Genomic DNA, 22,452 nt, shown 5'->3' with positions numbered 1-22,452 from the left:
GTCATCGGCTGATGACCCCGTTACGGTACGGGACTTCGCTCGGATCGCGAAATCGCCTCAAGAAAAGACAAATCCCCCACCGGCCGCTGCAGCTGGTGGGGGATTTGAACAGTTCTAGCTACTGATCGATTGCTGAGAGCTCGATCTTGACGAAGCCCTTGTTGCTGGCGATGAGGCCGCCATTGATCTTGACAGGCTTGGTCTTGCCAACAGTGACTGACTTGGCCTTGGCTGTGTCGACCTTCACAACACCGCTGAGGGTGCAGGTGAAGAAGCCAGCGAAGTCGCCGCCGACGTAGTTAAGGCTGACCTTGGTGATCGCGCCGGTGGCGATGGCCTTGCCGGACTTGTCCTTGAACACGATCGGGGTCTTGAGGGTGGCGCCTGCTGCGGGGCCATCCTCGGTGACGCAAGCGGTCTTTGATGCTGGCACGCCGTCACTAGCGAGCAGTGAGGAGTCGACGAGCTTCACCTGGACGGTGACGTTCGATGTTGCGGCCTGTGCAGGTGCACCGATAAGGGCCGTGCCTGCGATCAGTCCGGCTGCGGTGATGCCGAGAACACTCTTCTTCATGATTCCTCCGGTTGTTGGCAGGCGAGGAACTCGCCAGCCGTTGTTCTTACGCCTTGTCGCGCGAATATATACACGAAACCACAAAGTGGGAAGGATTCACAGACAATTTCCCAGAAGTGGCCAAATCGTGATGTGTCGGTCGTGCCCGCTTTGGATCTCTCAACCAGTATGACCCATCCTCCCCATTGACTAGGGGCGGAGTGGGTGCATTTTTGACCATATTCGGGACTCCTACACTTGGCGCCGCGCCCCTCTCACTCAGAGGCCCGCGCCCCTGTAGCTCAGTGGTAGAGCAACCGCCTTGTAAGCGGTAGGTCGTCAGTTCAATCCTGACCGGGGGCCCCAAAGCCCCTCACTGGCCTTTTCAGGTCAGGCAGGCGCTCTCGAATAGCGCCTCGGGCACCAAAGCGTCTTTGGGGTAGGCAACTGGATCCGTCTTGTAGTTGATAGTTCCGCAGACGTCGGCAGCTTGCTTCGGAATCCAGAACTGCCCCTCCTGCTCGAAAATAAATGCAGTAGGCGCGCCCTGCTTGCCATCGCCAATGAGTCCATTCACCGTGGCCCAGCCATCGCCACACATCAGGTGACTGAAATCCATGAGTTGCGAATCGCCCTTGAGTTCGGCCAGCAATGTTGGCTCAATGGCTGCTTGCGTGCATTCGGTCATTCCGCCTATGACTGACGTCGAAGGGGATGGGCTCGTCGTGACATCGGCGCTGGAATCACTATTGGAACATCCGGCAAGGCCGAGGCTGACAACGAGTCCGATACCTGACACAAGTACTGCGAACTTGAAATTCATGTGATTCCTTCGCTCGAGGACCGAGGGCACGGCATGCCATGACTGTAGCCAGACTTCGACTTTTTCAGCGGCTCATTCGCCTATCGAGCGCTGCTCACTGCATGCAAGGCAATGCCTGCTGCAACCGAGGCGTTGAGCGACTCATTGCCCTTGGTCATTTCGATTCGCACCTTCCAATCGCAAGTTTCTGCGACGAGTCTGGACAGGCCCTTGCCCTCTGAGCCGATGACGATCACAACCGGCTCAGACAGAACGCGTGCTGGGAGTTCAGCGAGAGTGTGCTCGGCATCAGCAGCGAGGCCAACCACGGTAAAACCGTCCTCCTGCAAGGACTTCAGCGATCGAGTGAGGTTGGTGACTTGGGCAACTGGCACTCGGGAAAGAGCACCTGCCGAGGTCTTCCAGGCACCAGCAGTAACCCCAGCGGAGCGACGAGCCGGAACGACGATTCCGCCGGCTCCAAAGGCAGCTGCCGATCGAGCAACTGCACCGAGGTTGCGGGGATCAGTCACCCCATCCAAGGCAACGAGCAATGTGCTGTCGGTTAGTTCTTCGACGTTGGCGTACTCATAGGCGGGCACGGTCAGCACCAAACCTTGGTGCACACCGCCGTCAGTCATGCGGTCCAGTTCGAGCTTGGTCACTTCGAGCACCGGGATGTTTGCGGCGATCGCGCGGCGCAGAGATTCACGCCAACGGTCATCGGCCTCGACCCGGGTTTGCATATAGAGGCATTTGCCCGGCACGGCTGCACGCAAGCCTTCTACAACGGAGTTGCGCCCCATTAGCATGCTCGCGTCTTCGCGCTTTGCCGGTCGACGCACATTGGTGCGAGGAGCGCGATCATCAGTGCGCTCAGCGGCGCGCTGCCGCTTGGCAGCAGCGTGGTACGGACGCTCAATAGCTTTAGGAGTTGGGCCCTTGCCCTTCAACTGCTTACGGCGTTGACCGCCGGAGCCAACGCTCGCGCCCTTCTTGCTTCCGGGCGTGCGCATTGCCCCGCGACGCTGTGAGTTCCCAGCCATGGTGTGTTGCCCCTTGCTATAGAAGTATTCGTCAAGACTCAGTGCTCAAGGCTCCATCGAGCACCCTGAGGAGTGTCCTCTATCTGAATCCCCAGAGCATCCAGCCCGTCGCGAATCGCATCGGCAGCGGCAAAGTCCTTGCGCGCCCGAGCCTCCTGCCGCTGATCGAGCAAAGCCGTGATGAGGCCACCAATCACCGTCGTCAACTCAGTCGAACCGGCTTCACCTGGCCAAGTCGCAGGATTCAGTCCAAGCACATCAAGCATGCCGATGACGTGCGCATACGTGGTAGACACAAGCGCGCGATCGCCCTCTGCGATGGCCGCGTTGCCAATTCGGACAGTGTCGTGCAAGACCGCGCAGGCTTGGGCGACTGATAAGTCGTCATCCATCGCCCAGTCGAATTCAGCCGGACGCGAGGGCGCGAGGGTTGACGCCTCATCGCCGAGCTGATCTCGAGAGCGAGCCAGGAATCCTTCGATCCGCCGGAAGGCTTGGCCAGCTTCCTGAACTGAAGCATCTGAGTACTCGAGCATCGAGCGGTAATGAACAGACGCAAGGTAGTAGCGCAGGTCAATGGGTCGCACCCGCTTGATGACTTCTGAGACCAGCAGCGAATTACCGAGCGACTTGCTCATCTTTTCGCCAGCAGTCGTGACCCAGGCGTTGTGCAGCCAGTAGTTGGCGAACGCGTCACCGGCGGCCTGTGACTGCGCAATTTCATTTTCGTGGTGCGGGAAGATCAGATCAAGCCCGCCTGCGTGGATATCAAATTGCGGACCTAAATATTTGCCAGCCATTGCTGAACACTCGATATGCCATCCGGGTCGACCTTCTCCCCAAGGTGTGGGCCAAGAGGGCTCGCCAGGCTTGGCGGACTTCCACATCGCGAAATCGCGAGCGTCGCGTTTGCCCTTGGCTTCAGAATCGATCGAGGCAACCATCTCGTCGGGACGTTGACCACTGAGTTGGCCGTAGTCGGCAAAGGACTGCACATCGAAGTAGACGTCGCCATTGAGTTCGTAGGCATGGCCTGCATTGATGAGTCGCTGCATCATCGTCACCATCTCTGTGATGTGACCGGTTGCGCGCGGCTCATACGAAGGAGGCAGGCAACCCAGCACCGAATAGGCGTCGGCAAATGCGCGCTCGTTGACCATGGCGATCGACCAGTAGGGAGTCCCTGCCGCCCTGCCGTTATTGATGATCTTGTCATCAATGTCGGTGATGTTGCGGACGAAGGTGACGTCGAATCCACGAGCCATCAGCCAGCGGCGCAGGATGTCGAAGGCAACGCCGCTGCGGATATGGCCCACATGCGGCGGAGCCTGAACAGTGGCACCACAAAGGTAGATGCCTACCTTGTTCGGCTCGAGGGGCACAAATTCGCGCACACTGCGCGTAGCTGTGTCATGAAATTGAATTGCCACGGGCGCAGGTTACCGATCAGGCGCGGCTGGTGCTGGCAACACAAGGGCAACAGCAATCGCGGCAACGCCTTCGCCGCGCCCGGTCAGACCAAGGCCATCGGTAGTGGTGCCGGAAACACTGACCGGAGCTCCCACCGCAGCTGATAACACTGCCTCTGCTTCTTGACGCCGGCTACTGACGCGAGGCTTGTTGCCAACAACCTGCACCGAGGCATTGGCGATCTGCGCACCCGACGCACGAACCAGCGCCGCGGCATGCTTGAGCATCGCAATCCCTGAGGCACCGCTCCATTGCGGATCATCCGTTCCGAAGACCGAACCGAGATCGCCAAGTCCGGCAGCAGACAAGAGTGCATCGCACAGGGCGTGCGACGCAACATCAGCATCTGAATGACCTGCCAGGCCCGTTTCCTCAGGCCAGAACAATCCGGCCATCCACATTGGGCGTCCGTCTGCAAAAGCGTGCACGTCAACACCCATGCCAACGCGTGGCATTTGGAGCGCCGAGTTATCCGATGGCACGCGCAGCCCTTCGCTTTGCCAGCACCGCTTCAGCGAGCACCAGATCGAGCGGGCGGGTGACCTTGAAGGCTTCTTCATGACCCGCAATCACGTGCACGGTGATGCCTTGCTGCTCAACGAGAGATGCATCATCGGTTGCCGAATTGTCGTCGGCTCTTGCGTGCGCCGCTTGCAAGACTGAGCGCACGAAGCCCTGCGGGGTCTGAATTGCTCGCAACTCACTGCGATCGGGTGTACCGATCACGTTCTCGGCCGCATCAACCCGCTTGATCGTGTCAGTTACTGGCAGGGCCGGAATGACAGCGTCGTGACCGCGCCGAACTTCAGCGACCACAGCACCCACCATCTCGCTGGGAACGAGTGGGCGAGCAGCGTCGTGCACAAGGACGACGTCGACGTCTGCCGGCAAGGTGAGCAGCGCCCGGGCAACAGATTCTTGCCGAGTGGCTCCACCTGTAACCACGATGACTTCTGCGGTTCCGGGTTGCTCCGCTAAGAGTGCACGAACCTCGTCAACTTCAGATTCAGGCGCAGCGACGATAACCAAGTCAACAGCTCGGGACGCCGCCAAGGCATGCACAGCGTGCACAAGCATGGGAGTGCCACCGATCAAACGCAAAGCCTTGGGAACGCCGGCACCCAGACGCTCACCGCGCCCGGCAGCGGGCACCAGAGCGGCAGTGCGCCCCAGGACAGCCACGTCTACGAGGCGAGGACCTCATCGAGGATGGCCTCAGCCTTAACCTCGTTGGTCTTCTCCGCTAGAGCCAGTTCACTGACCAGGATCTGGCGTGCCTTGGCGAGCATCCGCTTTTCACCAGCCGAGAGACCTCGCTCGCGCTCACGACGCCAAAGATCACGAACAACCTCAGCAACCTTGATGACATCGCCAGAGGCAAGCTTCTCGAGATTTGCCTTGTACCGACGCGACCAGTTGGTCGGCTCTTCGGTGTATGGCTGGCGCAGAACATTGAAGACGCGGTCAAGACCTTCTTGGTTGACGACGTCACGAACTCCTACGAGATCGACGTTGTCAGAAGGCACCCGGACCGTGAGATCACCTTGAGCCACGCGGAGGACGAGATACTCGCGATTCTCACCTTTTACGGTTCGAATCTCCATGGCTTCGATTACTGCAGCCCCATGATGCGGGTAGACGACGGTGTCGCCGACATTGAAAGCCATTGAGTTAAACCCCTTTCGAGACCACTAAGACTACCACGCGAAGACAGCCGAATTCCTGGTCGCTACTCTGCATCCTGTGACGAACACATATACGCGCCACCGCCCCCTTGTCCGCCGCAGCACGATCGCCCTGAGTTTGCTGGCCATTGTCGCTGTGCCTGCCCTTAGTGGCTGCTTCAACGGCATAAACTCCACGACGAGCATGCAGGCCACGATGAACACGGGCGATGGAACCCAGACCCAAATCGGCGACATCAAGATCCTCAACGCAACCCTGGTCACCGGCGAAGCCGGCTCAGACTCAATGCTGATCGGCACGATCGTGAATGTCGGCGTCACTTCAGACGCACTCAACGGCATCGAAGTCGACGGGAAGACGGTGACGCCAGCACCAGCCTTTGGCGAACTGACGTCTGGCAGCAGCACCCCGTTCGGATATGTCGATGCTCAGATCAAGGTGCCCGTCAGTGGCTTGAGCGCCCCGACGAGTAGCTACGTGCCTGTGCGCTTCAACTTCCAAAATGCTGGCAACACCACAATCGAGGTTCTGACAGTGCCATCAGTTGGCCTGTACTCAGGGATCGTGCCGCTCGCAGTTACTCCCGCGGCGATTCCCGAGCCTTCGCTCATGGAAGGCCCGAGTTCCGCGCCAGCAAGCACTACGAACTGAAGCTTGACCTAGCCCTCGTACTTGTACCCAAGTCCGCGCACCGTCAACAGATGCGTGGGATGAGCTGGATCGACCTCGATCTTTGAGCGCAGACGCTTCACGTGGACATCGAGGGTCTTGGTATCACCGACGTAGTCAGCGCCCCAGATTCGATCAATCAGTTGAGTTCGCGTCAGCACACGACCAGCATTGCGGATCAGAAACTCCAGGAGATCGAACTCCTTGAGGGGCATCGCTACCGAAGCACCTCGGACCGTCACGATGTGCCGATCGACATCGATGCGGATCGGCCCTTCTTCGATAATCGAGGGCAAGAGATCGTCCACATCACCGTGCCGCCGGAGTACCGCGCGGATACGAGCCAAGAGTTCACGCGATGAGAAGGGCTTGGTGATGTAGTCGTCGGCGCCAAGTTCTAGACCGACAACCTTGTCAACCTCGCCATCTTTAGCCGTCAGCATGATGATCGGTACTGCTGACTTCTGGCGAATGTGCTTGCACACTTCGGTGCCCGAAATTCCAGGCAACATCAAATCGAGCAGCAGCAGATCGGCTCCATTGCGATCGAAAAGTTCGAGGGCCTTGTGCCCGTCGCCAGCCACCTCGACTTCATAGCCCTCGCGCTTGAGCATGAACGAAAGAGCTTCGGAGAACGACTCTTCATCCTCTACAATCAGGACCTTCGTCATGAGTTCGTGGCTCCATCCGCTGTCGGCAATTCGACAATATTGAGGCCGTCGAACTCGGCCTCGGTCTCAAGGCGATACGTAGGCAGGCGAAGAGTGAAAGTCGAACCCACTCCGACCTCGGACCACACGGTGCACTCACCGCCATGGTTTAGGCAGACGTGCTTGACGATCGCCAGGCCAAGACCTGTTCCACCTGTCACGCGCGAACGCGCGGGATCAACGCGATAGAAGCGTTCAAAGATGCGATCGAGATCATTTGCCGGGATGCCGATGCCTTGGTCCTTGATCATGATTTCAACGATCGAGTCGACCTGTCGAGCGCTCACAGCCACGCTGGTGCCATCGGAGGAATAGGCGATCGCGTTCACCAGGAGATTGCGAACGGCCGTTTGCAGCTGACCGATATCGGCGTACACAAGTGCGTTGGAGTCTGGACCGATCACCAGATCGATTTCGCGATCCGAGGCGATCGTCCGCACGTCTTCAAGCGAGCGCTTCACAAGTTCATCGACGTCGACGACCTCAGAGTGCTCGAGGGGATCGTCGCCCTGCAATCGAGAAAGATCGATGACATCTTGCACCAGGTGACCAAGCCGAGTGGCCTCCAATTGCATGCGCTCTGCAAAGTGCCGGACCTGAACCGGATCCTCACTGGCTGACTGAACGGCCTCGGCCAAGATCGCCAGAGCGCCCACGGGGGTCTTCAACTCATGACTGATGTTGGCGACAAAGTCGCGTCGCACAGCGTCAACGCGTCGCTCTTCGGCAAGGTCATCAATCAACACGAGGATGCCGCCAGTTCCAAGGTCAGCGACCCTGACGCGAAGCTCCAGCAATTCCCGACCCAGCGGCGGTCGGCGAACGCGCATCTCCTGCTCTCGAGGTTCCCCATCGTTGGCAACCTTGGCCACCAATCGAGCAATCTCGCCAATAGTGATGGCATTTCGATTCACCAAACCAAGGGCGACGCTTCGAGCACTCGCCCGCAAGATCTCGCCTTGAGCATCAACAACTATTGAGGCCGACGGGAGAACGGCCAGAATTCTTGCTACCTCATCAGGGATTTCGCGCGTGTCAAGAGGTAGCCCATTGGCATCCACAGGACGAACAAGACGGCGAGCCACAATTGAAGGATAGGGACGGCTCCGCACGAGGCGAAATCTCTAGAGCCTGAAATGCGAAGCATTTGCTCAGGGTTCACCCAAGGGGCAAGGCGTTCACCTGCCTGACAATCCCCGTTCACCCTTTGGTCATAGAACTCGGGCAAACTCCAACTATGGGTGCGTATGCTCCACCGCGAAGGGGGGCAAACCAGCCCATGGCATACGCAAGCGATATCGAGGCAGTCAACGCAGAACTCGTTGAGGTCGCGACTCTGGTCGGTTTGGCCATGTTCAGCGCTACGAGAGCCCTCCTGAACTCCGATAACGATCTGGCCCAGTCAGTCATTGCTCAAGACGAACGCATCGACATCCTCACAGCCGATATCGAAGAGCGTTGCGTAGACCTGATTTCTGCTCAGCAGCCCACTGCTCGCGACCTTCGCATCCTCATTGGATCCCTTCGAATCGCCGCCTCACTAGAGCGCATGGGCGATCTGGCCTCACACGTAGCCAAGCAAGCCCGGATGCGCTTTCCCAACCCCGTCGTACCTGCGGATCTACGCGTAACTTTTGAAGAGATGGGGGATCTGGCTCAGGCGATTGTGACCAAAACCGGTCAGGTCATCGCCACCAAGGACCTGTCCCTTGCCACCGATATCGCTGCACACGACGAAGAAGTCGACCGGCTGCACCGAGAGCTATTTCGGGTTGTGCTCTCCCCATCGTGGGAAAGCGGTATCGAGGCAGCGATCGACATCACTCTGCTTTCTCGCTACTACGAGCGCTACGCAGATCATGCGGTCTCGGTGACCCGTCGCCTGATCACGATCGTGACTGGCGAGCCGTACGTGGGCGTCTCGCTCACCCAATAGCCCCCTATCGGGTCTGCCCAAACCATTTGTCAGGTCTGCGGTGATGTGTCAGGCTGCCCTTCGAACTTACTCAGGGAGTTACGAATGACAGTGCGGCAGTTGCGGGCCTCCACCCGCTTGCCCAAGAGAGTGGCTCTCCTGTCGATTCACACCTCTCCCTTGGATCAACCCGGCACCGGTGATGCCGGCGGCATGAATGTGTACGTCCTGGAAACGGCAAAACAGTTGGCAAACGCTGGGGTCGCGGTCGAGATATTCACTCGCGCCACTTCCTCCGACATTGAGCCAGTAGTCGAATTTGCTCCAGGGATTCTGGTTCGACACGTCACAGCCGGTCCCTTTGAGGGTTTGCGCAAGGAGGACCTTCCGGGTCAACTCTGCGCCGTGACATCGGGTGTCCTGCGAGCCGAAGCCGCACGCCCGGAGGGCTGGTTCGACCTCATCCACTCGCACTACTGGCTGTCCGGACAGGTCGGCTGGTTGGCGTCAGAGCGCTGGGGAGTGCCGCTCGTGCACTCAATGCACACCATGGCGAAGGTCAAGAATGCCGATCTGGCTATCGGTGACCTCCCCGAGCCTGCCGGTCGCCTTATCGGAGAAGAGCAGGTCGTCGGTGCGGCAACTCGCTTGATTGCCAATACAAATGACGAGGCACGCCAGCTCATTGGACTTTACGGAGCAAATCCAACTCGGGTGGATGTCGTGCATCCGGGAGTCGATCTTGAACTGTTCTCGCCAGGCAACCAGGAAGAATCGCGGGCTCGACTCGGTGTGCAAGCAAAGGCCAAGGTGCTGCTCTTCGTCGGACGCATCCAGCCTTTGAAGGCTCCCGACGTGCTGCTTCGTGCCGCTGCAGCGATGCTGGCAGCCGACCCAGCACTTCGATCGCGACTGCTGATCGTCATCGCCGGCGGTCCTTCAGGATCTGGTCTGGACCGACCCACAGCGCTGCTCGATTTGGCAAACGAGCTCAACATCAGCGATCTGGTTCGATTCGAGCCGCCAACGGATCGCGCGACCCTTGCTGACTGGTATCGCGCCGCCGACCTCACTGTCGTGCCTTCGTATTCGGAGTCATTCGGACTCGTCGCGATCGAATCTCAGGCATGCGGCACTCCCGTAGTTGCTGCAGCGGTGGGTGGGCTTCGCACCTCGGTGTCCGACGGTTCCAGCGGCGTTCTGATCACCGGGCACAATGCCGATGAATACGCGAGAGTGCTGTCCGAACTGCTCACAGATCCCAAGACGATGGCTGAATTTCGTGCGAGCAGCCGTGTCCACGCCTCTCGGTTCGGCTGGGAGTCCACCGCGAGTGGACTCATCACTTCCTACACACGAGCGATGGAAGAGTTCGAGCTTCAGGCAACGCGCGTCGCACAGTGAGCACACCGCAGTCGGTCGCTGGAGTCATTCGTGCGTATCTGAACGCGAATGAGATCGAGTTCGAAGAGATCGCTGGACCGACCCTTGTCGTCACTTTGCCTGGAGTCAAGAAGCTCAAGACGAATGTCGCTTTGACGATTGGCCAGCACTCAGTGACGGTCAGCGCCTTCGTCGCACGGTGCCCTGAGGAGAACTTCGCCGGAGTTCACGAATGGTTGCTCGAGCGCAACCGACGGATGTATGGCGTGGCATTCTCGATCGATCACTTCGGCGACATCTACCTCACAGGCCGTGTCTCACTGCGCTCCATCGACGATGAAGAAGTGGATCGGCTTCTCGGTGCGGTTCTGGAATATTCCGACGAATCCTTCAACCCAATTTTGGAAATGGGCTTTCTTGGTGCCATGCAGCGCGAATGGGATTGGCGCATCTCTCGTGGCGAGTCCACGATCAACCTCGAAGCTTTCCGGCACCTGCTCGAACATCCCGATGCGTGAAGTGCGCCGGGAGACCGGCAAAATGCTGCCATGACCATGGGCCAAGCTCCGTACACCCTCATTCTGCTTCGCCACGGCGAGAGCGAATGGAATGCGAAGAATCTGTTCACCGGCTGGGTGGACGTGGATCTCAACGAGAAGGGCCTTGGCGAGGCAGTCCGAAGCGGCGAGATGTTGCGCGACGCCGGCCTTCTCCCCGACCTCGTCTACACCTCGCTCCTGAAGCGAGCTATCAAGACCTCACAGATTGCCTTGGATGTGTGCGATCGACATTGGATTCCGGTCTTTCGCAACTGGCGACTGAACGAACGTCACTACGGAGCGCTGCAAGGCAAGGACAAGGCGCAGACACTCGAGCAATACGGCGAAGACCAGTTCATGCTCTGGCGTCGTTCCTATGACACGCCACCGCCACCCATAGATGCCGGCAGTGAGTTCGCACAGACTTATGACACTCGCTACTCAACTCTGCCGCCAGAAGCGCGACCCGCAACTGAATGTCTCGCTGACGTCGTCACTCGACTAGTGCCGTATTGGCAGGATGTCATCGTCCAAGAGGGACTGCGCAGCGGGCGAACCGTGCTGGTTGCCGCCCATGGCAATTCATTGCGCGCACTCGTCAAGCATTTGGACGGCATTTCAGATGCTGACATCGCCAGTCTCAACATTCCAACTGGAATTCCCTTGGTGTATCGCCTGGATGAAGATCTCAAACCACTGAAAACCGGCGGCGACTACTTGGATCCTGAGGCTGCGGCCACCGCTGCCGCTGCAGTTGCAGCGCAAGGTAAGAAGTAGCTACCAGCGGTTGGCAAACAACTCGATGATGCGTGGCCGTACGTCAAAGAGATAAACGAGTGAGGCCACCAGCCCGGCGATACCGAAGATCGATAGTGGGTCTTGCACGACGAGGCCAGCCAGCGCAGAAACCCCCGTAAGAATGAGCCACAGCAACTTGCTCTGTCGGCTCACGGCTGTGAATGCTTGGGCGGGTCGCCTAATGCAGTCGATGAATGCAAATACTTTGATGATGAGAAATAGGACCCACAAGACGATCAGCACGAGATTCTGCACCTGATAGAACATCGGCTCAAGGTAACTGATGCGCGTCGCAATGCCGCTATGGGATCAGCGGAGAGTTCACCATCCTGTTGGAGCTGGATCTTCAACAGCCGAAATGAGCTCGCCATTGTGCTCGACAAGCAGCGCAGCATTCGGAGCTACATTTCTCTTGAGCACCGCCAGCGCGATGCTGCCACTTTCAAAATGACGAGCGGCGGTGCCAATCCATCCCACTGTCTTCTCGCCTGCTGAGATCACGTCCCCATGAGCAGGCAATTCTTCAGAAGAGCCATCCAGGTGAATGAGCGCCAGTCGACGCGGTGGCTGGCCAAGGTTGTAGACCTTGGCAACCGTCTCCTGCCCCCGATAGCAACCCTTGTTCATATGCACGGCGGATCCGAGCCAATCGACCTCATTTGGAATCGTTCGATGGTCAGTTTCGGCATTCATGCGAGGCATGCCAGCCGCCACTCGAAGGGCCTCCAGTGCCCAGGTGCCGGCTTGAGGCGCAGCACTCAAACGCTCCGCAAGTTCCTGTCGCTCAAGCACGACTTCACGTCCGGCCAAGCCGCGCTGCGCAAAGTGCTCAGGAACGAGCCAGGAGGGGTGCCGTGGGTCAGTTGAATGCCTTGGCTCGTACACCACCGCGTGACTTTCGCTGACATCTGCTAAGTCAACTCGAAGCATGAAGCGCATCGAATCCAAGTAGGTCAGCAGGCCTGCTGCCTGCCCAGGTTGAGTGATGATCCAGGTGGTCAGGCCGTCGTCAACCAAATGCATCTCATATTCAACGTGCCCATTTGGGCTCAGAATGAGTGCAAGCGCACTCTGTCCCGCAGGGAGGCTGTTGACGAGTTGCGTGGTGAGGTCATTGAGCCAGGTGAGCCGATCAACACCGGTAACCGTCAGCACTCCGCGATTGCTGAGGTCAACTATGCCGATGCCCTGGAGCAACTGGCGTTGCTCTCCGAACGGATCGCCGTAGTGCCAGGCGATTCCCTGATCCACGATGCTTTCTGGCGGCAAGATCGACATCAGCGACTCCGCAGCAAGTCCTCGCCAAGCACACCGAAGCAGGATTCGCACTCGCCATGTATGGCCATATGCGAGATGTCGGTGACAAAGGCGTGATCGGAACGCAACTGCTCGACGAAGATCTTCGCAATCTCACCCGGAGCGCTCGAGACTCGTCCACAGGTATCGCATACCAAATGGATGTGCAGTTCATCGTCAACAGCGTGATAGGTCGGTGCGCCATGGCCAATATGAGCGTGCGTCACCAAGCCGACATCTTCCAGGACTTCCAGGGTCCGGTACACCGTCGAAAGATTCACTCCCGATGCCGTGCGCTGGACCTCGACCAAGATTTCTTCAGGAGTGCCATGGCGCAGGCGTTCTACGGCCTCAAGCACCAATTGGCGCTGGGGGGTGATGCGGAATCCATGTTCGCGCAGGCGTTGATCCCAGTCGCTGTTCACAGACTCTCCTCAATCGGGTGCAAGGTTGCCGCGAGGTGATTGCTCGACGGTTGACCCATTGCCGACATGTCAAAGGTCCAGAGTAAGCGTCCGTCAACCAGCCCGTAGAGCCGATGCCCTTCGACATACTCCTTCGCGCTTTCCGTGCGGGCAACCAGATCAGTGCGCAACTCTGCTCGAGCGCCGGTGATCTGGGCCTGCTCGATGCCGGTCACCTCAATTTTTCCGTACCAAATCTCCGAATAGCCAGTCGAATGGGAAAGCTGCATTTCTACGGTGTTACCCGGCCCAGGCCGAAGGAAGCCTGACTCCGCCGCCAGTGGCTTCACCCGATTGCCGTCCTCATCCAACAGCCAGCTGCGCGAGGTATAGGTGAGGAAGGGTCGCCCGTCTGTGCTGAATGCGAGTTCCTGCCCGAATCGGAAATCTTCGATCGTGGGGTACTGACCGGTGCCAACACCAACCCAACGCCCAATCAGCCAGGACAGCGCAGACAGTTCTGTCGGGTAGGCGCTTGCTCCCACCGAGCTCAGCTCTGACTCATGAACAGACGAAAGGCGCCACGCCACAAGCCGACACCAAGAAGCGCGAGAGCGACGACGACGGCACCTGTGTAGACGATTTCAAGCATGTACGGAAGCCTACCTTCCATGACTGCGAATTCCTTGAGACCTTTGGTCGTCAAAGTTGTAGCTGGTATTGACGATCCTGAGCGCTGCGCGCAAGCGTTCAATGTTGCTGCGATCGCTGCAGCTTCCGGTTCACGCGTAAGTCTTTGGCTCGCTGGCGAAGCCGCTTGGCTTGCCTTGCCAGGAAAGGCTGCAGAGTTCAGCCTGCCTCACGCTGCACCGCTAGAAGATCTTCTTGCGGCAATCATTGCCACTGGATCAGTGACCTTGTGCTCTCAGTGCGCACAGCGCCGCAACATTGCTTCGGAAGATGTCCTTGCCGGTATTCGCATTGCTGGCGCAGCGAGTTTCGTCGAAGAGATTCTCACGACTGGCTCGCAGGCGCTGGTCTACTGACTCAGACTGCTACTGGTCGCTCGAAGATCCGGCGGCCGATCAAGTACATCTCGCAGCCCAGACAGAAGGCGAAGGCCGCATTCAAGAATGCCGCCCCCAAGGCCATGGCTACGGCCACGTAAGCGATCACGGTTACGCCAGTGATGAGGCCAAGCAACGCGACCGCAGTGAAGATGAAGCCCACGAGCGCGGCAAAGCGCGGCGGTGCCGCGTCTTCGAATTCAGTTACCGGGTCCAAACGCGGCTGCACAAAGGCACGAAAGAACATGCCGTAGGGCTGGGCGCGCAAGCCAACAAATGCGCCCAAGCCGAACACTGCAGCTTGAACCACGAGCAAAGTTGCACCGACAGGCGAATCCAAGGTAACCAATATGACCGCGAGCACCACGGTGGTGACAGCAGCGGCAAAGCGGGGGCCGCGCACATCAACTTCGACGCGCGGATCGCAATCAACAGGCTGAGACATGGTGTGAGGCTAATCCCCTCTAAGAGTTGGAACAAGGTCGCCAACGGTCATTGCAAGTGCCAAGCGCGTGCGAGTCATTTGCAGGTTATGACTGGATGACTTGGCCGAGTGCAGCGATCACGTCGGCTTTGCGAGGCAGCCCGACTGCCCTCTTGGAGATGACACCGCGCGAATCAAGCACGAGCACTGTCGGAGTGCGACGGACATCGAGTTTGCGAACGAGATCCAGATGGGCCTCGGCGTCAATCTCTATATGCACGGTTCCCGAGACCATGTTGGCGACTTCATCCAGAATGCGTCGAGTGGCACGGCAAGGCTGACAAAAGGCAGTTGAGAACTGCACGAGGGTTGCTTCCGAGCCCAGTTCGGCGCCCAAGAGGTCGGATGTCAACTGCTCACCCCCGTGCTCGGCAGCCGAGGCCGTGGTGACATCGACTTCAGGATCGTCGTCAGCCACCGGGATGGGTGCCTGCGTCGAGGGCGCGACTGATTTCATCTGACCGTCGGTCTGCCGACGCCACAGGCCAAAAGCGCTCGCCGCGATCAGCACAACAAGAATGAGGACTACTCCGCGCATCGCGCTAACCCCCATCTCGCTAACTCGTCGATCGTTTCCAGATCCATGGCTGCCTCAGCATGTCCGAAGCCATCCAGGACCCAGAGCTCAGTATCGGCATTGCCACCTTCAAGCGCCGCCCGATGAAGGGCTTTGGGGTGCTCCAAGGGGAAATACCTGTCTGCGGTTCCGTGAATGACCAACAGAGGCGTGGCTCCGAGCATTCCCGCGGCTGCCACGGGTTCAATGGGACCGTCCACTGGCCATTTCTCTGGCGCAACGCGCGTGCCCTTGGCGTGCAACACCCGGCGCCCCGTAGGCGTCTCGATGAGCCAATGGACCAATCGCATCACCCGAGTGCCGCGGTAGTACCAAAAGGCCGGGCCGCTGACGGCAATGACCACGTCAGGGGGGCTGAAGACGTCAGGATCGCCGTCGGAGGCTTGAGCCGGGCTGATCGCCAGCCCCGCCTGCCGGATCGCCACTGCGGCTCCCAGGGAGAAGCCAACGGTGACGACCTTGGCATAGCCCAAGTCCCGGGCCCAGCGAACAGCCGCGTCAACATCCAGGACTTCGAGCCGCCCAACGGTCGATTGCCCCTGTGAAGCCCCGTGCCCCCGCAAGTCAACGGTGATGACGTCCCCGAAGCCGGCCAAGCGCTCGACAATGGCCTGGACCTGCTCATCGAGCCCACTGCCATTGAATCCATGGACGACGACAAACGCCGCTCCCCCTGCCCCGTAGAGCTGCCTAACTGTGAGCTCGACCCCGTCTGTGGCGACCAGCGTGGTTTGACGGACTGGTCTCATGGGACCATTGTCGCTCTAGTCACAGGCGCGTAAGGCCTAGGAGGTGCAGCAGATGCGAATCGTGCTGCTCACCCGTGCCCTCGAATCCTCCGCCGAAGTCCTCCCGGCACTGATGCTGCTCACTCACCAAGTGCGCACCCTGCCGGCCGAACCCACAGCCCTGCTGAACGCCCCCGAATGCGACGTTCTGCTCGTCGACGGTCGGCGCGATCTCCCGGCGGTTCGTGGTCTGACTCGTCTCTTGCAGCAGACGGGCGTGCAGGCCCCACTTGTTCTCGTCACAACTGAAGGCGGCCTCGCCGCCGTTCAATGGGATTGGGGCATGGACGAGGTGCTCCTTGACACCGCCTCGCCAGCAGAAGTCGAAGCACGCTTGCGACTTGCTGCTTCCCGTCGGACTCCAGAAATCGATCCGAATTCTGCAAGCTCCGAAGAGATCCGCAGCGGCGAGCTCATGATTGACGAAGGCACGTATACCGCGAAACTGCGTGGACGTGCACTTGATCTGACCTTCAAGGAATTCGAGCTTCTGAAGTTTCTGGCTCAACATCCAGGCCGAGTCTTCACGCGAGCTTTGCTGCTGCAGGAGGTTTGGGGCTACGACTACTTCGGTGGTACTCGCACCGTTGACGTCCATGTTCGTCGGCTGCGCGCCAAGCTCGGCATCGAGAACGAGGCTCTGATCGGAACAGTGCGCAACGTCGGCTATCGATTCGTGCCACAGCATCTTGACAATGCCTCGATGGCCGTGCTTGAAGAAGAGATCCTCGAAGTCAGGCTGCAGTAGGCGTGAAGGGCCTGGAAATCACCACTCGGCTTGACCAGCCGCAGATCGACCTCGCAGTCGCGCTTATTGAAAAGGTCACAGACTTTGATGGCCTGTCGCCGGTCTCCGAGCATGTGCTCCTTCACCTTCGCAACGGCGGCGATGACAAAGGTCGCCATTTCCTGCTTTGGCAGCAGGAGGAACTCGTGGGTTATGCGCATCTGGACATCACTGATGAAGTCGAAGGTCCAAGCGCTGAAATCGCCGTCGCTCCCCAGGCGCGCAATGAGGAGTTAGGCCGCGAACTCATCACGGAGATTCTGGCCGCAACTCCGAAGGGCAAGCTTCGGTTGTGGGCCCATGGCGAGCAGGCCGATGCTGGCAAATGGGCCATCAGTCTTGGCTTTCGGCATTTGCGCACTCTGTGGCAGATGCGGCGCTCACTGCTGGCCCCTCTTCCCCAAGCCGTATTCCCAGACGACGTCATCCTGCGCACCTTCATTCCTGGTGTTGATGACGAGGAGTGGGTCAAGGTCAACTCTCTGGCCTTCGCCGGCCATATGGAGCAAGGCGACTGGACCATTGAAGATCTGCATCGACGCATGGCCGAGCCGTGGTTTTCAGTGCCCGGATTTCTGATCGCGGCCGACAAGGCTTCTGGCCGAATGCTCGGCTTTCACTGGACCAAAGTGCATGGATCCATCGAATCTGACCACCATGGCCACGTGCACGACGCCATCGGCGAGGTCTACGTCGTCGGTGTTGATCCCACCCTGCAGGGCAAGGGCCTGGGACGCGCCCTCACTCTGGCTGGACTGCATCACATGCGCTCGCGCGGACTTGTGCAGAGCATGCTTTACGTCGACGCAACAAACGAAGCCGCTATCACTCTTTACGAGAATATGGGCTTCGCGCACTGGGATGTCGACGTCATGTACCGCTACCAATCGGACATCTAATGCCTACGGCTTGTTCATCTTCTTATGGAACTATGCCGTCGTGACAAGTTCATCCGAGACTTTGCCCGTCGAGCGCTTTCTTGATCGCGAGCTCTCTTGGCTCTCATTCAATCAACGAGTGCTCGAACTTGCCGAAGACCAGAATCTGCCGATCTTGGAGCGAGCGAAGTTTCTTGCAATCTTCGCGAGCAACCTCGACGAGTTCTTCATGGTGCGCGTTGCCGGCCTGAAGCGACGCATCGCCACCGGCATCGCGGTTCGCTCGGCAAGTGGCAAGAACCCGAAGGAAGTTCTCGAATCGATCTGGAATCGAGCACATTCACTTCAACGTGAACACGCACAGGTTTTCCAAGGAGAGGTACTCCCCGGCCTAGCCGCCAACGGCATTGAATTGCTGCGCTACGAGCAACTGACTCAAAGTGAACGATCCTCGCTCGACGAGTTCTTCCACGCTCAGGTGTTTCCCGTGCTCACTCCCCTCGCGGTTGATCCCTCGCATCCCTTTCCCTACATCAGCGGGCTTTCGCTCAATCTCGCAGTCGTTGTGCGCAATCCGATTACTGGCAACGAACTCTTCGCACGTGTGAAGGTGCCACCTTCTCTGCCGCGCTTTGTTCCGCTGGGCTCCCAACGCTTTGTTCCGTTGGAAGATGTCATCGCCTCGCGCTTGAGCGAACTCTTCCCAGGCATGCAGGTTCTGCAACACCACAGCTTCCGCGTCACACGAAATGAGGATGTTGAGGTAGAAGAAGACGACGCCGAGAACCTTCTGCTCGCGCTCGAACGTGAACTAATGCGACGTCGATTCGGTCCCCCAGTGCGCCTGGAGGTCGAAGCTTCCATTGATCCGTACGTGCTCGAACTGCTTACCAGCGAACTGGACATCACCGAAAGTGAGGTCTTCCGAATCCCAGGGCCCCTTGATCTAACTGGGCTTTGGGCGTTCGCCGGGCTTGATCGTCCCGATCTCAAGCAGGCGGTGTACGTCTCGCACACTTCGCGCTCCCTGTCTGAGGTCGAGACCTCGAAAGCACCCGACATCTTTGCAGTCGTTCGTGAGCGCGATGTTCTGCTGCATCATCCATACGACTCGTTCAGCACAAGCGTGCAACTCTTCTTGGAACAGGCTGCCATCGATCCGCATGTATTGGCGATCAAGCAGACCCTGTACCGCACTTCGGGTGATTCACCCATCATCGACGCGTTGATCACGGCTGCCGAGAATGGTAAGCAGGTACTCGCAATCGTCGAGATCAAGGCTCGCTTCGATGAACAGAACAACATCGACTGGAGCCGCAAACTTGAAGAGGCCGGAGTGCACGTGGTCTACGGACTCGTCGGACTCAAGACGCACTGCAAGGCCTCGATGGTCGTCCGAAATGACGGCGACCAATTGCGTCGTTACTGCCATCTGGGCACAGGCAATTACCACCCCAAGACAGCTCGACTCTACGAGGACATGGGACTGCTGACCTGCTCCGCAGAGGTGGGTGAGGACGTTGGCAATCTGTTCAACGTGCTCTCGGGGTATTCCATGAACACCGAATATGCGCGACTGCTCGTTGCCCCGCATTCAGTGCGCATCGGCTTGGTCGAACGCATCGAGCGCGAGATCGACAACCATGAAGCCGGCATGGCTTCTGGCATTCGCTTCAAGTGCAACGCCCTTGTGGACGAGCCGGTGATCGATGCGCTCTACCGGGCTTCGCAAGCCGGCGTCCCTATCGATGTGTGGGTTCGCGGAATCTGTGCTCTGCGACCGGGGGTGCCCGGACTCAGCGAAACCATCCGCGTTGTCAGCATTCTGGGACGCTTCCTTGAGCATTCGCGGGCGTACTGCTTTGAGAATGCTGGCAATCGCGAGGTGTGGATTGGGTCCGCAGACATGATGCATCGCAATCTGGATCGACGCGTCGAGACCTTGGTCCGACTTGTCGATACAACCCAGATTGCGTGGGTCAATGAGCTCTTCGACATGGCGATGGGTGGGGACTTCTGCGTCTGGAACCTCTCTGTTGAAGGGGTCTGGACGCGCAAGGTCCACGCCGAAGACGGCAGCCTTCTGCCTGATTATCAGGAGACATTGATGGCGCGCACACGTCATTCAGGTTTGTCGTGAGCGCACCCACGAGCCATCGCGAGATTGAACGCAAGTTCCGAGTCCACGCGATGTTTGTCTGGCCGGATCTTTCTTCGGTCGTTGATCAAATCGAAACGCATCCCACTGTTGCAATGACCGCCGTCTACCACGACACAGTGGATCTCACTTTGTTTCGTTGGCAGGTGACTCTGCGCCGACGCGAGGGCGGCGCCGACCAGGGATGGCATCTGAAGTTGCCGGTATTCGGCGAAGGCGACTGGGTGCGCGATGAATTGCAGACGCCGCTGGACTCCGGAGCCATTGGGCATGTTCCCGCTGAACTCGCTGACATCATCAGCCCTCTCGTCCGCGCGCAGGAATTGCAGCCAGTAGTAGAACTGCGCACCCAGCGCACTGCGCACATTGTCAGCAGTGCCGACGCAACCGCGCTCGTAGAGATCGTCGATGACACGGTCACAGTGGTTGATCAAGCCGGCACCCCACTGGCAATTTTTCGTGAGCTCGAGATTGAACTGCTCGACAACGACAATCCAGCAGCTCTTGAAGCCATGGATCGTCTGAGTTCAGCACTCCTGGTCGCTGGCGCCGTTCCTGGAACGATGAGCAAGGCCGCTGCGGCGCTGGGACCTCGGGCCTCCGCGCCTGCCGATGTGCCAGAACTGCCTATGCCTCCGCGAACTGGCATCGCGGCCGATGCCATCCGTTCCACCATTGCAGGTCACGTGCGAAATCTGATCTTTGCCGATGTCGCCGTACGACGCGAACTTCCCGATGCCGTGCATCAGGTGCGCGTCGCCGGCCGGCGCCTTCGCAGCATCCTGCGCACCTTCGATCCCTTGCTTGAACATGAGTGGGCAGTTGCTCTTGAAGACGAACTGGCCTGGCTCGCAACTGAAATGGGCATCATCCGCGACAGTGAAGTGCTAGAGGCACGACTCATCGCGCACAGTTCACTTCTGCCCGAGCCTCAATCGGAACTGGCCGTCACGGCCGTGCGGACTGCTCTTGACCGACGGCTGGACGGCGCTCGGTCAGGCGCAATGGCTGCCTTGCGCAGTGACCGGCACGCTCATCTCATCGAGGATCTCGTCGAAGCCGCGCGGACTCCACGAATCCTGGATGAGGCGTACCAAGCCTGCGAGGAAGTGCTGCCGCCACTGGTCGAAAAGGCCTGGAAATCTTTGGCGAAATCCTGCAAGCGCCTTGAACTCCAAGGGCCGCCTGGCGAGTGGCACCGCGCGCGGATCAAAGCCAAGCGCGCACGCTATGCCCTCGATGCGGTGCTCCCCGTGTTCCCCAGCGGCGACAGGCGCCGCTTTTCAAAAGCGCTCGCCGAGATTACTGAACTGCTCGGTGATCATCAGGATGCATTCGTCGCACAGCACTTCCTTCAGGAACTCGCTCAGAGTTCTGAGACAGACGGACAGACCGGCTTTGCGCTTGGACTGTTGCACGCACTTGAAGTGGAAGCTGAATACGAGGGTCGCTTGAAGTTTGCTGAGGCATGGAGCGGCGCCAAGAAGGCCGCTCGAGATTCTGGCCTCGTATGAGTTCCAGCGACGAGGAAAGCCAGGCCCCAGTTCGCGCTGCAGGAGTGGTGCTACTGCGCGGGGTGCAGGGTCGATACGAGACCTTGATTGTTCATCGCCCCCATCGCAGCGATTGGTCACTGCCCAAGGGCAAGATCGACATTGGCGAGCACGTCATCGCAGCTGCCATTCGCGAATGCGACGAGGAGACCGGAGTGCAAGCAGTGCTCGGGCCTCGACTGCCGACTCAGGAATACCAAGCACTTGGCGTACCCAAGATGGTCGACTATTGGGCCGCCCGGGTTGAAAGCGAAGAGGAGTTCCTGCCCGACGATGAGGTAGACGAGATTCGCTGGATGCCAGTTGCGCAAGCAAGGCAATTACTCTCCTACGAGCACGACGCTTATCTGGTCGAGCAAGCAGCAACCTTGCCGGTGACCGTTCCGCTGATTATTCTGCGGCATGCACAAGCGGCTAAGAGAGCTGACTTCAAGGGCAAGAACGACCATCAACGGCCGGTAAGCGGCAAGGGCCGCAGTCAGGCCAAGGCATTGGTTCCACTGCTGGACGCTTACGGAGTGATTGCCGTGCATTCCTCAGATTCCGAGCGATGCATGCAAAGCGTGAAGAAGTTCGCCAAATACGCGCAGGTTCCCGTCATCTCCGAATCGGCGCTGAGCGAAGAGAACTTTGAATCCAATCCCAAGAAGACGGCTGCCCGAATGCGCGATCTTGTGAGTCAGCATCACGCCATGGTGATTTGCTCACATCGTCCAGTGCTGCCAACGATTTTGGAGACCATTGCCGAGGCGATGGGCGAGGATGCGAGCCGACCGGCATGGGATCCGAAAATGCAACCAGGAGCATTCATCGTGTTGCATCGTGCCTTCGCACCTGACGGCACTCCGCGCTTGGTGAGTATCGAAAGGCACGAACTCAACGAGTAGCG

Annotated in this window: 27 protein-coding genes and 1 tRNA gene; 12 read left to right on the top strand and 16 right to left on the bottom strand. The window is 58.9% G+C overall.

The genetic code is table 11. The features are described from left to right. Positions 1-118 precede the first annotated feature (118 nt). Entirely contained in the window at positions 119-574 is a 456-nt protein-coding gene (locus Q7L55_07590; protein MDO8732416.1) for a hypothetical protein, read from the bottom strand. A gap of 270 nt (positions 575-844) precedes the next feature. Between Q7L55_07590 and Q7L55_07585 the strand changes: the two genes are divergently transcribed. Then, positions 845-919 (top strand) — tRNA-Thr (locus tag Q7L55_07585). A gap of 19 nt (positions 920-938) precedes the next feature. Here the strand turns inward: Q7L55_07585 and Q7L55_07580 are convergent. The 6 genes from Q7L55_07580 to Q7L55_07555 all read right to left on the bottom strand — a co-directional run bounded on the left by Q7L55_07580 (position 939) and on the right by Q7L55_07555 (position 5,538). Further along, positions 939-1,376 (bottom strand): hypothetical protein, encoded by a 438-nt coding sequence (locus Q7L55_07580; protein MDO8732415.1) that lies wholly within the window; start codon positions 1,374-1,376, stop codon positions 939-941. Between the two features lie 80 nt (positions 1,377-1,456). Next, positions 1,457-2,401 carry a 23S rRNA (guanosine(2251)-2'-O)-methyltransferase RlmB gene (gene rlmB, locus Q7L55_07575; protein MDO8732414.1) on the bottom strand — a complete coding sequence of 315 codons (945 nt, stop codon included), beginning with the start codon at positions 2,399-2,401 and terminating at the stop codon, positions 1,457-1,459. A gap of 38 nt (positions 2,402-2,439) precedes the next feature. Beyond that, on the bottom strand, positions 2,440-3,831 hold the full coding sequence (cysS, locus tag Q7L55_07570; GenBank protein ID MDO8732413.1) for a cysteine--tRNA ligase: 1,392 nt from the start codon (positions 3,829-3,831) through the stop codon (positions 2,440-2,442). A gap of 9 nt (positions 3,832-3,840) precedes the next feature. Beyond that, positions 3,841-4,326 carry a 2-C-methyl-D-erythritol 2,4-cyclodiphosphate synthase gene (ispF, locus tag Q7L55_07565; protein MDO8732412.1) on the bottom strand — a complete coding sequence of 162 codons (486 nt, stop codon included), beginning with the start codon at positions 4,324-4,326 and terminating at the stop codon, positions 3,841-3,843. A 13-nt stretch (positions 4,327-4,339) separates the two neighbouring features. Beyond that, positions 4,340-5,053, bottom strand: coding sequence for a 2-C-methyl-D-erythritol 4-phosphate cytidylyltransferase (ispD, locus tag Q7L55_07560; GenBank protein MDO8732411.1), 714 nt, complete (start codon positions 5,051-5,053; stop codon positions 4,340-4,342). Positions 5,054-5,055: 2 nt separating this feature from the next. Next, positions 5,056-5,538 (bottom strand): CarD family transcriptional regulator, encoded by a 483-nt coding sequence (locus Q7L55_07555; protein MDO8732410.1) that lies wholly within the window; start codon positions 5,536-5,538, stop codon positions 5,056-5,058. 76 nt (positions 5,539-5,614) lie between these two features. Here Q7L55_07555 and Q7L55_07550 point away from each other — a divergent pair, with 76 nt between their 5' ends. Further along, on the top strand, positions 5,615-6,208 hold the full coding sequence (locus tag Q7L55_07550; protein MDO8732409.1) for a hypothetical protein: 594 nt from the start codon (positions 5,615-5,617) through the stop codon (positions 6,206-6,208). 8 nt (positions 6,209-6,216) lie between these two features. Here Q7L55_07550 and Q7L55_07545 read toward each other — a convergent pair whose 3' ends face one another. Together Q7L55_07545 and Q7L55_07540 are read right to left on the bottom strand one after the other, a co-directional pair. Further along, on the bottom strand, positions 6,217-6,897 hold the full coding sequence (locus Q7L55_07545) for a response regulator transcription factor (GenBank protein ID MDO8732408.1): 681 nt from the start codon (positions 6,895-6,897) through the stop codon (positions 6,217-6,219). Next, complete coding sequence (locus tag Q7L55_07540; protein MDO8732407.1) at positions 6,894-8,021, bottom strand: ATP-binding protein; 1,128 nt, start codon at positions 8,019-8,021, stop codon at positions 6,894-6,896. The genes Q7L55_07545 and Q7L55_07540 overlap by 4 nt, the downstream gene beginning before the upstream one ends. A gap of 194 nt (positions 8,022-8,215) precedes the next feature. Between Q7L55_07540 and phoU the strand changes: the two genes are divergently transcribed. From phoU to Q7L55_07520, 4 genes are all read left to right on the top strand, one after another. Continuing rightward, positions 8,216-8,872, top strand: coding sequence for a phosphate signaling complex protein PhoU (phoU, locus tag Q7L55_07535; protein ID MDO8732406.1), 657 nt, complete (start codon positions 8,216-8,218; stop codon positions 8,870-8,872). 84 nt (positions 8,873-8,956) lie between these two features. Beyond that, positions 8,957-10,255, top strand: a complete 1,299-nt coding sequence (gene mshA, locus Q7L55_07530) for a D-inositol-3-phosphate glycosyltransferase (protein ID MDO8732405.1) — start codon at positions 8,957-8,959, stop codon at positions 10,253-10,255. Continuing rightward, entirely contained in the window at positions 10,252-10,752 is a 501-nt protein-coding gene (locus Q7L55_07525) for a YbjN domain-containing protein (GenBank protein ID MDO8732404.1), read from the top strand. The genes mshA and Q7L55_07525 overlap by 4 nt, the downstream gene beginning before the upstream one ends. A gap of 36 nt (positions 10,753-10,788) precedes the next feature. After that, positions 10,789-11,550 carry a phosphoglyceromutase gene (locus tag Q7L55_07520; GenBank protein ID MDO8732403.1) on the top strand — a complete coding sequence of 254 codons (762 nt, stop codon included), beginning with the start codon at positions 10,789-10,791 and terminating at the stop codon, positions 11,548-11,550. Here Q7L55_07520 and Q7L55_07515 read toward each other — a convergent pair whose 3' ends face one another. From Q7L55_07515 to Q7L55_07500, 4 genes are read right to left on the bottom strand one after another with little or no spacing between them, the layout of a single operon-like run. Continuing rightward, entirely contained in the window at positions 11,551-11,838 is a 288-nt protein-coding gene (locus Q7L55_07515; GenBank protein MDO8732402.1) for a DUF2516 family protein, read from the bottom strand. 54 nt (positions 11,839-11,892) lie between these two features. Then, positions 11,893-12,849 carry a folate-binding protein gene (locus Q7L55_07510; GenBank protein MDO8732401.1) on the bottom strand — a complete coding sequence of 319 codons (957 nt, stop codon included), beginning with the start codon at positions 12,847-12,849 and terminating at the stop codon, positions 11,893-11,895. Then, complete coding sequence (locus tag Q7L55_07505; protein MDO8732400.1) at positions 12,849-13,292, bottom strand: Fur family transcriptional regulator; 444 nt, start codon at positions 13,290-13,292, stop codon at positions 12,849-12,851. Before Q7L55_07505 ends, Q7L55_07510 begins: the two co-directional genes overlap by 1 nt. Beyond that, complete coding sequence (locus tag Q7L55_07500; protein MDO8732399.1) at positions 13,289-13,816, bottom strand: FABP family protein; 528 nt, start codon at positions 13,814-13,816, stop codon at positions 13,289-13,291. Before Q7L55_07500 ends, Q7L55_07505 begins: the two co-directional genes overlap by 4 nt. Before the next feature lie 126 nt (positions 13,817-13,942). Between Q7L55_07500 and Q7L55_07495 the strand changes: the two genes are divergently transcribed. Further along, a complete protein-coding gene (locus tag Q7L55_07495; protein MDO8732398.1) occupies positions 13,943-14,317 on the top strand; it encodes a DsrE family protein in 375 nt (124 codons plus the stop codon). A 1-nt stretch (position 14,318) separates the two neighbouring features. Here Q7L55_07495 and Q7L55_07490 read toward each other — a convergent pair whose 3' ends face one another. The 3 genes from Q7L55_07490 to Q7L55_07480 all read right to left on the bottom strand — a co-directional run bounded on the left by Q7L55_07490 (position 14,319) and on the right by Q7L55_07480 (position 16,148). Next, positions 14,319-14,783 (bottom strand): DUF4395 domain-containing protein, encoded by a 465-nt coding sequence (locus Q7L55_07490; protein ID MDO8732397.1) that lies wholly within the window; start codon positions 14,781-14,783, stop codon positions 14,319-14,321. A gap of 85 nt (positions 14,784-14,868) precedes the next feature. Next, positions 14,869-15,360 (bottom strand): thioredoxin family protein, encoded by a 492-nt coding sequence (locus Q7L55_07485; GenBank protein MDO8732396.1) that lies wholly within the window; start codon positions 15,358-15,360, stop codon positions 14,869-14,871. Then, on the bottom strand, positions 15,348-16,148 hold the full coding sequence (locus Q7L55_07480) for an alpha/beta fold hydrolase (GenBank protein ID MDO8732395.1): 801 nt from the start codon (positions 16,146-16,148) through the stop codon (positions 15,348-15,350). The genes Q7L55_07485 and Q7L55_07480 overlap by 13 nt, the downstream gene beginning before the upstream one ends. A gap of 52 nt (positions 16,149-16,200) precedes the next feature. Here Q7L55_07480 and Q7L55_07475 point away from each other — a divergent pair, with 52 nt between their 5' ends. Genes Q7L55_07475 through Q7L55_07455 form a run of 5 tightly spaced genes read left to right on the top strand, consistent with a single transcriptional unit; the run spans position 16,201 to position 22,450 of the window. Further along, a complete protein-coding gene (locus Q7L55_07475; GenBank protein ID MDO8732394.1) occupies positions 16,201-16,935 on the top strand; it encodes a response regulator transcription factor in 735 nt (244 codons plus the stop codon). Positions 16,936-16,937: 2 nt separating this feature from the next. After that, on the top strand, positions 16,938-17,873 hold the full coding sequence (gene mshD / locus Q7L55_07470) for a mycothiol synthase (protein ID MDO8732393.1): 936 nt from the start codon (positions 16,938-16,940) through the stop codon (positions 17,871-17,873). 40 nt (positions 17,874-17,913) lie between these two features. Continuing rightward, on the top strand, positions 17,914-19,992 hold the full coding sequence (locus Q7L55_07465; GenBank protein MDO8732392.1) for an RNA degradosome polyphosphate kinase: 2,079 nt from the start codon (positions 17,914-17,916) through the stop codon (positions 19,990-19,992). Continuing rightward, positions 19,989-21,524: a CYTH and CHAD domain-containing protein gene (locus tag Q7L55_07460; GenBank protein ID MDO8732391.1), complete on the top strand. Its 1,536-nt coding sequence runs from the start codon at positions 19,989-19,991 to the stop codon at positions 21,522-21,524. The genes Q7L55_07465 and Q7L55_07460 overlap by 4 nt, the downstream gene beginning before the upstream one ends. Next, positions 21,521-22,450 (top strand): NUDIX hydrolase, encoded by a 930-nt coding sequence (locus Q7L55_07455; GenBank protein MDO8732390.1) that lies wholly within the window; start codon positions 21,521-21,523, stop codon positions 22,448-22,450. Before Q7L55_07460 ends, Q7L55_07455 begins: the two co-directional genes overlap by 4 nt. Positions 22,451-22,452 lie beyond the last annotated feature (2 nt).

The sequence above is a fragment of the Actinomycetota bacterium genome (assembly GCA_030650795.1).
Lineage (GTDB): Bacteria > Actinomycetota > Actinomycetes > S36-B12 > S36-B12 > UBA11398.
This window is presented reverse-complemented; position numbering and strand designations above follow the sequence as displayed.